8 protein-coding genes and 1 tRNA gene are annotated in these 13,553 nt (G+C 34.1%); 6 read left to right on the top strand and 3 right to left on the bottom strand.

What is annotated here, in order from left to right; genetic code table 11:
• Nucleotides 1-109: 109 nt before the first annotated feature.
• Together rpoD and AYT27_RS05860 are read left to right on the top strand one after the other, a co-directional pair.
• A complete protein-coding gene (rpoD, locus tag AYT27_RS05865; protein WP_011180995.1) occupies nt 110-2,113 on the top strand; it encodes an RNA polymerase sigma factor RpoD in 2,004 nt (667 codons plus the stop codon).
• Between the two features lie 2,024 nt (nt 2,114-4,137).
• Nucleotides 4,138-4,611: a YcgN family cysteine cluster protein gene (locus tag AYT27_RS05860; RefSeq protein WP_011180994.1), complete on the top strand. Its 474-nt coding sequence runs from the start codon at nt 4,138-4,140 to the stop codon at nt 4,609-4,611.
• Nucleotides 4,612-4,650: 39 nt separating this feature from the next.
• Here AYT27_RS05860 and AYT27_RS05855 read toward each other — a convergent pair whose 3' ends face one another.
• Nucleotides 4,651-5,388 (bottom strand): SIMPL domain-containing protein, encoded by a 738-nt coding sequence (locus tag AYT27_RS05855; protein WP_011180993.1) that lies wholly within the window; start codon nt 5,386-5,388, stop codon nt 4,651-4,653.
• A gap of 168 nt (nt 5,389-5,556) precedes the next feature.
• Here AYT27_RS05855 and AYT27_RS05850 point away from each other — a divergent pair.
• Together AYT27_RS05850 and AYT27_RS09280 are read left to right on the top strand one after the other, a co-directional pair.
• Nucleotides 5,557-5,633 (top strand) — tRNA-Ile (locus AYT27_RS05850).
• Nucleotides 5,634-8,538: 2,905 nt separating this feature from the next.
• On the top strand, nt 8,539-8,721 hold the full coding sequence (locus AYT27_RS09280; RefSeq protein WP_075320623.1) for a hypothetical protein: 183 nt from the start codon (nt 8,539-8,541) through the stop codon (nt 8,719-8,721).
• Here the strand turns inward: AYT27_RS09280 and AYT27_RS05840 are convergent.
• Entirely contained in the window at nt 8,645-8,959 is a 315-nt protein-coding gene (locus AYT27_RS05840; RefSeq protein WP_011180992.1) for a helix-turn-helix domain-containing protein, read from the bottom strand. The two genes, AYT27_RS09280 and AYT27_RS05840, sit on opposite strands and share 77 nt — an antisense overlap.
• Before the next feature lie 675 nt (nt 8,960-9,634).
• Here AYT27_RS05840 and AYT27_RS09275 point away from each other — a divergent pair.
• Nucleotides 9,635-10,090: a hypothetical protein gene (locus tag AYT27_RS09275; protein WP_223396386.1), complete on the top strand. Its 456-nt coding sequence runs from the start codon at nt 9,635-9,637 to the stop codon at nt 10,088-10,090.
• Between the two features lie 225 nt (nt 10,091-10,315).
• Nucleotides 10,316-10,630: a hypothetical protein gene (locus AYT27_RS05830; RefSeq protein ID WP_011180990.1), complete on the top strand. Its 315-nt coding sequence runs from the start codon at nt 10,316-10,318 to the stop codon at nt 10,628-10,630.
• A 2,729-nt stretch (nt 10,631-13,359) separates the two neighbouring features.
• On the opposite strand, the gene AYT27_RS05825 is transcribed toward AYT27_RS05830, so the two are convergent.
• Nucleotides 13,360-13,539 carry a YegP family protein gene (locus AYT27_RS05825; RefSeq protein WP_011180989.1) on the bottom strand — a complete coding sequence of 60 codons (180 nt, stop codon included), beginning with the start codon at nt 13,537-13,539 and terminating at the stop codon, nt 13,360-13,362.
• Nucleotides 13,540-13,553 lie beyond the last annotated feature (14 nt).

Raw genomic sequence — 13,553 nt, 5'->3', positions numbered from 1 at the left:
TTCTCAAAGGAAGTAGAGAAGTATATATGGAAAATTATTGATACGCTAAGTGGGAACGCAACAAACTGGTCACGTGGAAGCTGCAGAGTGATCAAGTGGAGTTAACGGTATGGCAACAAAGGTTAAACAGAAAGACAATACAGAAGTAACGACCCAAGCGAGTGTGGACAGTCCTCTTCTCGATTTTTCTGATGATGCCATCAAAAAAATGGTTAAAATCGCCAAAAAAAATGGTTACGTGACAATGGATGAACTGAACGCAGTTCTTCCTCCTGATGAGGTTACATCTGAACAAATTGAAGATACCTTGGCGATGTTCTCGGAGATGGGCATTAATGTCGTGGATGATGAGGGTGAGGCTGAGAATTATGAAGAAGAGGTTAGGGTAGAGGGGGGGGATTTAGTAGAAGCTACGAGCAATGCGCTTGTAACGACAGCCAAGCGTGAGCTAACAGATCGCACCGATGATCCAGTGCGCATGTATTTGCGTGAGATGGGGGCTGTTGAGCTCCTTTCACGAGAAGGTGAAATTGCCATTGCTAAGCGTATTGAAGCAGGACGTGAAACAATGATTGCGGGGCTTTGTGAGAGTCCCTTAACTTTTCAGGCTCTTATTATCTGGCGTGAAGAATTAAAAGAGCAGCGTATTCTCCTGCGTGAAATTATTGATCTTGAAATGACTTATGCAGGTCCAGAAGCTAAGCAGGCTCCTGTTATTGAACGAAGTGAGGTCCAAAAAGTAAAAGAGGAAAAGTCCTCTTCTGCCATGCGTGATATGGAGAATATTGCGCGAGATATAGGTGTCGAAGAGGATGATGAAGAAGACGATGATGTTAATTTATCGCTTGCTGCAATGGAAAATGAACTCTGTCCTCAGGTTATGGGAACTTTGGATTTTATTGCTGAAACCTATGTGAAATTGCGAAAATTACAAGATCAGCATGTTGAAAGTAGTTTGGCAGAGCGTAAAGAGGGAGCTCTTTCACCTTCACAGAGGAAAAAATGTATTCAATTGAAGAGCGAATTGGTTCAGGCAGTGAAATCTCTTTCTTTGAACCAAAATCGTATTGAGTCGTTGGTTGAGCAGCTTTATGATATCAATAAGAGATTGATTCATAATGAAGGTAAGTTGAAGCGGATTGCTAATAATTATGGCGTTGGTCATGAGGAGTTTTTAAAAGAATACCAAGGTCGTGAATTAGATGCAGATTGGATTAATTATATTGCAACTTTGTCTGGACGCGGTTGGAAAGAGTTTTCTAAGCGTGAAGCGAAAGAAATTAAAACTTTGCGCAGCGAAATACAAAATTTGGCGCAAGAAACAGCTATTTCGATTGGCGAATTTCGTCGGATTGTGACACAAGTGCAGAAAGGTGAGCGCGAATCGACAATTGCAAAAAAGGAAATGGTGGAAGCTAATTTGCGTCTCGTAATTTCAATTGCAAAAAAATATACTAATCGTGGTTTGCAGTTTCTTGATCTTATTCAAGAAGGCAATATCGGTTTGATGAAGGCAGTGGATAAATTTGAATATCGTCGTGGATATAAGTTTTCAACTTATGCAACATGGTGGATTCGTCAGGCAATTACACGCTCAATTGCTGATCAGGCACGCACTATTCGTATTCCTGTTCATATGATTGAAACAATTAATAAAATTGTTCGTACATCGCGTCAGATTTTACACGAAATCGGGCGTGACCCTACGCCAGAAGAATTGTCTAGTAAACTTTCTATGCCCTTAGAGAAAGTGCGAAAAGTTCTTAAAATTGCAAAGGAACCGATTTCACTTGAAACACCCGTTGGTGATGAAGATGATTCCCATTTGGGTGATTTTATTGAAGATAGGAACGCATTATTGCCGATAGATGCCGCTATTCAAGCTAATCTGCGCGATACGACAACGCGTGTACTTGCTTCACTAACACCACGTGAAGAACGTGTTTTGCGAATGCGTTTTGGTATAGGAATGAATACTGATCATACATTGGAGGAAGTTGGTCAACAGTTTTCAGTTACACGCGAGCGCATTCGTCAGATTGAAGCAAAGGCGCTTCGTAAGTTAAAGCATCCTAGTCGTTCACGCAAATTGCGTAGTTTTCTTGATTCTTAACTGTGCTGCGTTTTTTTCAAAGATGCATGAAAGAAAGGCTTATCATGTAGTTCTTAAGATGTCTTTCTGCCACAGATAACAGATTGTGTGTTGAGTATTTTTATAGAGTTTGCATTATCAAAAGTTTCTCTTAACTTTGTTATTTTGTATTACAGTTTATAAAGTGGCATGAAATTATAGGATTATTTTTAAAGAGAGTAGATATATCTAGAGCGTTATATTACGTGCACTGGTAAGTTTATTAGCAAAGATAATATATTAAGAATCCTTAAATCGGAGCACGTCCACTTTTTTTGAGAAGAAGGTAAAGCTTTTTATGCGGCTGCATTCATAAAAGCGGCTATGTTTGTATGTGGATATGAAAAATTTTATTTGGATTATATTATTCTTTTAGGTTGTGTGTAGCTCGCTTTCTAAGTTCGAGAACCATAAAGCAGAGATCAGAAACTCAAAGATGCTTTTTTATTCAATCATGAGGAGATACGTCTGAAGTTCTTAAATTTATTGAAGGAAATTTCGATAAGAGGGCGTTCTTTTTAAAGATATTTTATCATCGTTATGCTTCGTTCTATTTGTTGAGAGGAAAGAGAAGGTAGTGAGGCAATAACAAGCAGAATCCTATCATTCTACGTGCCAGCTCCCAATGCCGCGACAGCCCTTGCATTGAGACGGTTCAGAAGAGATATTTTTACTTCTTTCTTGAAGATTTTTTATCCAAATGCCAGCTCTGCTTGTGATATGCAAGCGAATGATTTTGATTGATTTACTCTAAAAGGATTTGAGGTGAGAGAATCTCAAATATTCGAAGCTCTCATTCAAATTGCAAACGATAAATTATTCTTATCACTCAATATGATGTAGTTTCGCTTCTTTACTTATTTTCTTCCTACCTCTGAAGCATAATCTTTATTAAGCAATAATTTGTTTGTTTTTACTTCCTTTAAGAAACTAATCTACTTGGATGATATCATTTGTGTTCCCTGTAATTAAGAAAAAAATGGAAAATTTATCCTAAGGGTTTTAGCTCAGCATGACTTTTTATGGTAAAATATTACTGGTTTTTATTCACAGTATTTGCTTCTCATGCTCGACTTTTCTAGAGTATGCTTCACAGTCTAAGCCTCCTGTATAGGGATGAGCTCAGACAAAGGGGGACATTAATCCTTACAGATCACCATTGTAGTTCTGAGCAAGTTCTTCAAAAACCGAACGCCAGCTCTCCTTCTGATATCAGCATTAATAACCTCTATCGATGCTATGCCACTTTCCATGGATATATAAGTGATACATCACATTGATTTATAAGGATAATTTATCGTTTGCAACTTGAATGAGAGCACTGAATATTGTGAGATTCTCTCATTTCAACAAATCCTCTTAGAAAAAATCAATCAAAATCATTCGCTTGCACATCGAAAGCAGAGCTGGCATTTGGATAAAACTTTTCAAGAAAGAAGTAAAAATACTTTTTATAAACCCGTCTCAATGCAAGAGCTGTCATAGCATTGGGAACTGACACATAGAATGATGAGATTCCGTTTATAGAATCCCTTGCTTAAAGTGAAATTCTCATCTTTGAATTCTAGTTTTTAAAATAAAATGAACGCTTTCAACAAAATGATGAGTAAGACTTTCAGTCAGTACGCTATTGCAAAACTTATTCTCAATAAACGATAAATTTCTTATTCATTCCTGCTTTTGATAAAATATTGCTACTCCCTAATAATCATTTGTTCTCTAAAAATGACACATTATGATCTTCATATCTTTATTTTCAAATCTTAACGGAAGCTGCAAAACTTTAAACAGTGCAATATGTGTCATTGTGTATGCCGGCTTTTTTTATGTTTTGTTTACAACAGATGTGTGTTTAAAGTGTTTTCCATTTTAAACTGAACTTTAAGAAAATTCTCTTGAGGCAATATAATGAATAGGATATTTTTTTAGCATATAAAAATGTATCAAATTACAGAGATTAAATTATTTCTTTTATTTCCTGAGAGATTTTCTTATTTGAAGAAACTATGGCTAATTTTATGAGTAAAGAGGCTCCCTTTTGGAAAGTAAAAAAATTAGAAGAAATGTCCCTTTCTGAGTGGGAGAGTCTTTGTGATGGCTGTGGGCTTTGTTGTCTACACAAAGTGGAAGATGATGATACTGGTGATATCTATGCTACCAGTGTTGCTTGTCGTCTTTTAGATAGTGAAACTTGCCGGTGTCGGAACTATGTTCATCGTAAATCAATTGTGCCAGATTGTATATTTTTGAATCTTGCGACGATTAAAACAGTTCGTTGGCTTCCGGAAAATTGTGCTTATCGATTAATTTATGAGGGGAAAGATCTCTATTGGTGGCATCCACTGGTGTCAGGAAATTATCAAACAGTCCATCAAACACAATTTTCTGCGCGTGGACAAATAGAGATTTACGAAGATGAATTATCTTCTGAAGAAGATTACCTTCAATATATCACCGGCATTCTTTGTGAAGGCCGGTGATGAGATTATTTTACTCGGTGATTGATAATATTATATGGTTTAATCGATAGCAAATACTATGGTGACACTCACACTATAATTTAGTTCACCACTTGAAAATGTTGTATCCGTATAGTTTGCATTGACTGCCTTGCTCATTAAATGTGGCCTTGAATAATAATTGTCATCGTTTTCATTGATTTTAATAATTTTTCCTAATTTTAAATCAGCAGCCTCTGCTATAGTTTTTGCTTTTTCAATCGCTTCAGCAATAGCTTTTTTCCGTGCTTCTTGATAGAACGGTTTTGTATTGGCATTGGTAAAGGTAATGCCATGCACTGAATTGACGCCGAGCGCCATTGCTTGATCAAATATTTTACCGGCGTTGGAAAGATCACGAATGCGTACTGTTAAAGAATTTGAAACATGATAGACAATTCCATTGTTCTTTTTTTCGTGATCTTTGTTTGGATTGGATTGATAAATAGATAAGCCTGACGTTTGCAGATCATTTGCTTGAATGCCATTATTCTTAAAAGCGTTTATAATATCATTCATAGATTTATTATTGTCCGCTAATGCTTTTTGAGCAGTTTTATCTTGTGTAACAACAGCGAGATTGATAATTGCCATATCTGGTGTTGCTTGATTTTCACCGGTTGCAGTAACCGTAATAGTTGCATTTTTCATTTTGCTTTCTTCAGCGTGTGTGATAGGTGAAGCTGCTAGCAGTGTGAGTGCTATCATAGCCATTTTAACTGGATAACTCTTCAACGGTTTGAAAATTACTTTTTTCATATCTCTTCCTTTTTTTTGTTGATTGACTATCTTTTCATTTTCTGGAGTTCTTGTAAAGAAATTAGGGCATTAGAAAAAAAAACCGATAAAAAAGAGAAAAAGGTGGCTTATAATTTGATTAAGCCCTTGTATCATAGAAAATTTTAGTTTAGAGAGAAGCTGCTTGTGGGGCCTGTAGCTCAATTGGTTAGAGCCAGCGGCTCATAACCGCTTGGTTGGGGGTTCGAGTCCCTCCGGGCCCACCAATATTCAATAGAATGAAGAGTTAGCAGGTGGAGGAATTTGTGATTGTCTATTTCATTGCAGCTCTTCACTGAGTTTTATATAATTTTTTTGTATTTTTTTAATATCTTTCAAATTCTTCTCTCCTTTTTGCTAGAAAATTTTAATTTTTTGCGTTTTTTTAATGTCTGTTTACAAGACTATCTTTGATAATGAATGCATTAATGATAGAAAATTCCTATAAAAACAATAGGTTATAATGTATTCCTACGCTCTTCCCATTCTTTCTACTTAGACAAAGTTTGCTGTCAGATTACATTCATTACGAGGATTATTATTCCGATTTTTTGAAGAGATTTTTATCGATTCAAGAGAAAATTTTTGCGGTCAGTATTTGTTTTATAAAGGAACGACATCTTTTATTCAATCAAAAGTGTTTTGAATTGTGCTTCCATTTTACCTGAATTGGGGCAGTACGTATTGCGGTTGATTTCCTTAATCTGTAGCCTTATTACAAAGGTAGGTTTTATCTCCAAGAGAATCAGTTTTAAGTGTTACGTTTGGTTTGGGTAAAATGAGGAGATAGATATGTGTTTAGAATTTATTTTTCTTTTTTTTAGAGGAACAATATTCTTTTGATGTCTTTCTAGCCAGTGCGAATCATATCCCACGATGTAAGTCTGCAGAGCGAAGAACATAAATCCAAATAAGTTCACACGTTTTATGAGAGAGATATAATATTTCTCTTTGTTTTCTTCGTCCAAATCGGGAAGCTACCCCTATTTTAGGAGAGTTTTTTACCCTCAGGTTGGCTTATCTTTAAAAAGACGCATTAAATACGTTTAGAAAATTTTGAGAGATTGTTAGCGTTTTTTGTATCTTTTAAGGTCTATTGTAATAAGTGTTTTTATTGTGTTTTAGGAATTTCTCTTATGACATAGGAAACTTTTATTAGAATGCTTTTTCTTTTTTTTGTTTGCTAGGCTATAGCAATTAATACTCCTAAAATGCTCTTTGAGTGACAATATCAATGAATCTGTAATAAGTTTTCTAGGTTTGAGGGAGATGGAATCATTACTCTTCGGTAAGAGTACTTTTGTTGGTATTAATAAGCTCTTGTATTCCATAGGTTTTGTTTATTCTAGTTCATAAGCAATGCGCATATATCATAGAATTGATTATATTGGGGAGTGTATTTTACAAGTTAAAGAGGGGGAAATGGAGTCTTTATAACTTAAGAGAGTAAAAATTTCTCACATTTATTTTTTGACACATTTAATAATTTATCTGAACAGATCATTGAAATTGCTCTTGGAACTTTGTTTTAAGAGAGATGAGCTATTCATAAACAGGCTTGATTTCTCTTAATTTACAACTTAGTTTGGACTTCTCTTAAAGCACGTGCAATGATTGATTACTTTATGTTTACTGGGGGGATACTGAGGTACATCTACAACTTTTTTATGCGTAATTTATTTGTGATGTCAAACAATACATATATTGAAAATAATTATTTGTATTGTTAAGGTCAATCTTTTGAAACTATATGAATTCTATCCGTGAATTCCTATTTCTTCACTATCTGTTTTTTCTAGTTGAAGTGATGTCATTGTAAGTCTGTATATTCTTCAAATTGTTTTCATTTCATTGTGAATTGATGTACTGTCTAAGATGCAAGCGTTATGATTAACCATTTTCATAGCCAATTGTATTACTCTAAAGTTAAGCATCGCTATGAATAGCGCACATTGTTTAAAACTTTTGTGATGTCGAAAATCCAACATTTTTCATGATTAAGGTTTATTACTTTCGTTATTTTTAGTTTCCTAAAACACCGTTCTGACTTTTTCGGAGGCTTTCAGCGTACGGAACAATGTAAATTACGATCACGAATATTGATTGTTTTATTAGTAAATTAGTATTTTTATTCCATTATAGTGCCTTTTAAATGCATTGTTTTATCTTTGGAATTCTTGTGAAAGGAAGAAGGATGCTTTTTATTATGATTTTTGTTGGAAGAATGACTTTTTCTATTTCATTAGTGGTTTGAGTTGTCATAAAAAGGCAATCTATGAGTTTTTTTTATTTTATTCTTATAAGGTAATAAGTGCCTTTTTGAATATGCCGCTAACCAAAATTTTTTCCCTATGTTGATTGTAAAGAGCTCTTTATCTTTGTCATAAGCTTCCTCTTTATACAAATCTGTTTGTCAGTTTTTTTATTTTTTCGAAAGTAAAATTCACATCTTCTTTTAGTTTATATCTTTCAAGATAACAATTGATTTATGCTAAAAGATCTTCTTTTGATAAAGGTTTGTGTAATTTATATTGCAGATATCGTTAGCACTTGATCCGTTGTCTCTTTTTTAAGTATTGTCGTTTCTGTTTATGACAGATCTCTATGTCAGTACTTTAAGGGCACTTGCAGGGGAGAGAGAGGTTCTTTTGAAAAGCAGGGTCACAAAGTTGTTGTAGGCAGCATTGCTGTTTATAAGAACCATCCATATCGCATCGTTATATTTTTGCTTCGCAATGTTGTTTAAAAAACATAAGTAGTATTGTGTAGAATAGAATCGTGATATATTACTTTTTTTAAGTAAGCCTGTTCTCATTCTCTCACGTAGAATTCAGTAAAATATTCACAGATATTTTTACATCGGTTAATTATTGGTTCGACTCACAAGATCTGAACAGCATTATCAACGTTGTTGATAAGAGTGATGATGTCAATTGTTTTATAAAGAAGTCTGGACCGTGTGATGTTTTTTGTCTCACCATGGTACATAACCAATAAAATTCCATCTGATTTTATAAAAACCAGTTTGTTTACACAGCTGATTCCATACTGCCTATTGCAATTAGTTTTTTCTCAGGTATGGGGGTATGTGTGAACGCTTTAGCGTTATTTAATTCTATATTGGAGACAAATATGAAGAATGAAGAAAACTTTGAGAAAGTTTTACCGCGTATTATTGTGAAATGGGAGGCTTTGTCTAAAACTCAAAAGCAAGAGATATTGGAAAGAGTAGAAAATGTTACTGCTTCTTCTCAGTCAACAGAAGACTTAAAGCTTCAATCTTCTTTTTATCTCCAGACGAAATCAAAGCTATGAGTTTTAAATCTTCATCGGAGATGTTAAAACCTGTGATTACATATATGGCGCTAGCATTTCCGAGTGTATTAAGAAGAGCCATGAGTTTATCTACGGAGGGTCTTTTTCCTCCTTTTATCATTTGTTGTACGTAGTTTTGTCCACAGCCTGCTGCTTTGCTTATTTCAATCATCGTTCGTCCATCACTTTTTATTAGTTTAATTAAACGTTGGAACCAATCTTTTTCAGTCTTTGTCATTTTTAGACCTTTACACATTGACGCTATAGCGTTATTATCCGTGTTGCAAATTTAGAATATATGATAAAGGAGCGTGAAAATATCCATGCGGAACTCTTCGCTTATGAAGGATACAGAGTTTTTTTTTAATTAGTAACAAAATGCCCCCATACACTTTCGGATTTGAATCAATAAAAATGGTTGCTTAATTCTACGATTGTTATAGGGTGGACACGTATGACCAGAAATGGAAATACGCATTCGTGCGTTCATAAAGTACTATCCTGATAGTATACGCAGTGGCATTATAAATCAAGATATACTCCAACATTGATATTTGTAAGAAGTTTGCGCGTTAAGGTGGTGTGCGAACACAGCTAAGTTTTGCAGTCTTAAGGAAAAGAATTATGGCTGTAGAAACACAAATTCATAGGTAAAAAATGCTGTTTTTCCTTTTGTTTTAATAAATGGGTTCATCGTTAGATGGTGTATCGCATGCGTGTGTTAAGAGATTTCGTAAGCTTCAAGAAAAGTGATTTTGATGATTTTAGAGATCAAGGTAATTGTTGGTTAGAATGTGATATAAGGAGTAGATATTTTATCGAAGATCGATGTGTTTTTAGGGATCCCAAATTCTATAATGATTCTTATATTTGCGATAGAATCTATATTTATGATAATGGGCAAATATATTGTATGTCGTTTGTTTCTAGTGTCACTGTTGGTTATGGTAAGGCACAAGCATATGGACCTATAGAGATTTGCAGAAGTGCGTATGTTTCCAATAAGATAAAGATTATCCTTCATTCCAAAGGGAGTGGTAATGCATATATTTATGGTGATGCAAAAGTTTATGACTATGTCTGTATCACAAATTCTTTTGAAGTTTATTGTAAGGCGCGTATTTACAATATTCAAGTTTATGATTCTGCTCAATTTTTCGCAAACTCTCAGATTTATAACAACGCTTTAGTTTGCGGTTATGTAAAGATTCGTAAAAAGACAAAAATTTATTGTAATGCCGAGGTTGGTAATTGTGAAGATTTGCGTAATGACGAAGAGACTTACATATTTTTCTGTATTCTCCATGGTGCAAAAGAGGCAAATACGAACAATGGGAGTAAGGCATGTGTTGAGTATCTTCCACCGTGAGTGTTGTTTAAAATCAATTATGTTCTTGCGTTTGGTGTGAATAAATCCAAAGGGCGTGAGGGTATGGAGTAGAGCTGCTTTACGTCATTTATTAGCGTGTTTTGGTAGAGGAAATAAGGATGTCAAGAGTGATTTATCACACTTGGCAGATATGCCTTTTTGCATTCTTTTTTTGATAGAGAGCGAAACAAAACACATCTTTTGCTGTAATTTAAGGAGATCAAAATGAATATAAACGAAATTGTATGGGTAGTAGTGGTTGTTGTTTTGCTTTTCAGTGGTATCATATTGCGGTTTGCTTTGTATTATCGGGATCAGGCTAAAGCTTTTCAAGAGGAAGCAAGAAAGATAAAGCATGAGTTCTTAAGGGATTCTATGAAGATAACTGAAGAACGAGATAGGGCGATTAGAGAGCAAAATATGGTGATTAAAAGACGCGATCAAGTGATTGCAAAGCTAAAACAACAACTTAAACAGTACGAAGAAGCTATGCAGCAACATCAGGAAGAGATTAAATCTCAGGATGAAGCGAAAAATTGATTATATCCGTATTATATATTCTAAAAGACCTTGGAAATGTTGAGAAGAGCTGATTTAGGAGGCTTGATAACGAGAGAGGTAAGTCTTATTTATGAAGGCGGCTTTTGAGTTGTTGGTGAAGTTGCAGTTTTTGCTAATGCTCACATCTATGGAAAAGTAGTCATTGATGACAATACCAATCTTTGTGGTGATGCGTATATTACTCAAACAATTTTGGAGAGGGCGTCAATTGGAAATGAGGTCTCTAGATGAAATATCTTCAAAGAATAAGCATCTAAATGGTCTGGTGTTAGAAAGAAAGTTTTATGAGATGAGGAAAATCAATTGGTCATAATGGTCCGACAGAAAAGTAGGGACAATAAGATGATTGCAGAGAACATTTATTCTTTAGCAGAGCAATCATATTCATAATTGGTCATTTATATCATTTTATCATGTTTCTTATTTTTATGAAAAGATATAAGATTTGCGAAATGAGATAGAGAAAAGTAATATTGGATCTAAAAAATTCATGATGCACTTGTTAGGAATGTGATCGGGCCGTGAAGTTTTAAAAAATAGGAGGAGAATTTTTCTATGAATGCAATTTAGTAGGGATGATAAAAAGGATAGAAATATACAATTGTCATTCTTTAATTTGGAGTATTTTGCACGTTGTTTTGGATAGGAAGATTTGGAGTGATAAATATTGTGGCTTTAAGGCTTAAATGCAAAAAGACAACTCTAACACTTCATTAAAACTAAATGAATGATCTTTTTGGGGCAAAACAAAGTTAAGGTATTGCTCTATTGAAAGTGATTGCTGGTTTCTTTTGCATTTTTCTTAAGATATTTTTTTGGTAAAAGTCAAATAGCCTTTCTTCGAGTATGTTGGTGCTTTGTATTTAAATTGCTTTTTCGATAGTATTTTTCATAAATCATAATACTTCAATTGTTGGAAGGTTGGGTTGATCACTGAATACGCGTGCATTTGTATTTAAAATAATAATTTCCAGTTTTGTCCTAAAGTCCGACTTTTGTTTTTCTGCGGATTCCACTTGCTTTTCTAATATTTCCTTCTGACTTTTTGAGACTTCTTCATTATTTTTCTAAATTTTTTATATTTTTTTCTTGAGTTTTTTAGTTTTGTTTGGATTTTTTTTAGTCAAAAAACTTAACGATCACTGAAACTCCTTTATAATTAGTATAGCTTAAGCTCATTTTTATGATGCCAACTATTGCTCTAGCATATTTCACATGTCTTTTTCCTCTTCTTCTTTTGGAGGAAAATGGGAGTTAAAGAACACGAAAATATCTTTCATGGGATTACGAAATGGTTTCATATGATTCTCTATTTGATCTAGATATGAGAATAAGTGGAGTGATTTGTGGTGTGGATGGCTTGATAATCAATAAAATAGTCAATGTTCAAATATGCTTCTGTGAAGGTGCTATGATTCACTTTGTGCATTTATAGCCTACAGAAGAAATCATGATAATAATGAAGTGAATGGATGCTGTCGTTTTGAAGCGGAGCGTTGTTACGTTTTTACAGATATTGTTCATGCTTATGGTGCTTATAAACTCTCTTAACAGTGTGGTGTGCACATTATCAGATACCTTAAGGTATCTTTGTTAGGATGGATAAAAAGCGTGGCAGGTGAATGCGTCAAAAGAAGAGAAGAGGAAGGCAGTATATTCTATAACGATTTTGTATTGAATTAAAGAGTAGAAGATCAGGCGTATCATTCCAGTTGACTTGGATTAGGTTTTTTGCAGAAATGTGACTTCTTGATTTTGTTTGTTACCGTGTACGCAAAAATTATGTAAATTTTATCCTTTTTCATTAAGCTTCTCTATTGATTTCTTTCTTTTTTGAACTCTGTTTCAGCAAATTTGATAAGAGTTGAGTCAGACTCTTAATCTCTTAAGGTTGAGGGAGCAGAATGCACTGTTTATTGTTTTAAAGTGAGAACAGTATTTCTGTTGTAGTTGTAATATAAGCCGCAATGAGACACATATCCTTCAAAACGAAGTGCACTATTTTTAGCTTTATATCCACACTGATAAAAGTTTTGTTTTTGGCATCTTAATGTTCGGTAATAACAAATTTCGACTGTACAGTGCAGTGTTGTATTTTCATTATCGTTGAAGTTCAAAAAACTTCGATTTTTAAAAGTACGTGGTAAATGACGATTTTTTAACGTTTTTTTCTATAAAGCTTTCAAGATAACTTGTCTTGAAACATTGGAACAGCTGTGTTGTAAGTTTGGCAAAAAATCTTCTCTGATATTGTTTATTGTATATGTCATCTTTGCATGTTTATACTTTGTCTTATTGAGAAATATTAGCAATCTTTTTGTTTATAACTGAAATGCCATAGGATACGTGGCAAATGTTTTACCGAAATCTAACACAAACTCAGCTTTTATATACTTTTGTGATTTGATAGATAATTTATAGCTTTTCTGGTTTTTTTAGAATATTGCCGAGAATTGTACCTCAAGAAAAGCCTATATCACTTGCCCGAAAAGCAAAAACATTGCTTCTTGATATATTCAAGATTCATTTAATTTTTAGTTTGGAAGACAGGTACAGCACCTACGAAAAGCTTTATTGAGAGTTACTTGCTAGTATGAGAAACAATATAAAAAACTACCTTTCTTTCCCCTTATTGGAAAATCAGTTTTTTGTTCATTACCAAAGTGTAAAATATACAGAGTAAAATTTTATTTCAATGGTAAGGAACGTTAGGGTTGGAGCTCTCTAATAAGGGCTTTATGTGTAATTTCTTTTATCTGCTCAATATTTATGAGAATATCTTGTTTTGTTGGATAGCCCTTACTCGAAAAAGCAATTTTTTGTTCATCTCCTGAGATTAGACGCCAGTACCATTGCTTGTGAACCCCTTGAAACACCTCAAAATACATGCTTCCTACCTCAT

The sequence above is a fragment of the Bartonella henselae str. Houston-1 genome, from assembly GCF_000046705.1.
Lineage (GTDB): Bacteria > Pseudomonadota > Alphaproteobacteria > Rhizobiales > Rhizobiaceae > Bartonella > Bartonella henselae.
Note: the sequence above shows the minus strand (reverse complement) of the source record. Positions and strands in the feature narration are given on the sequence as shown.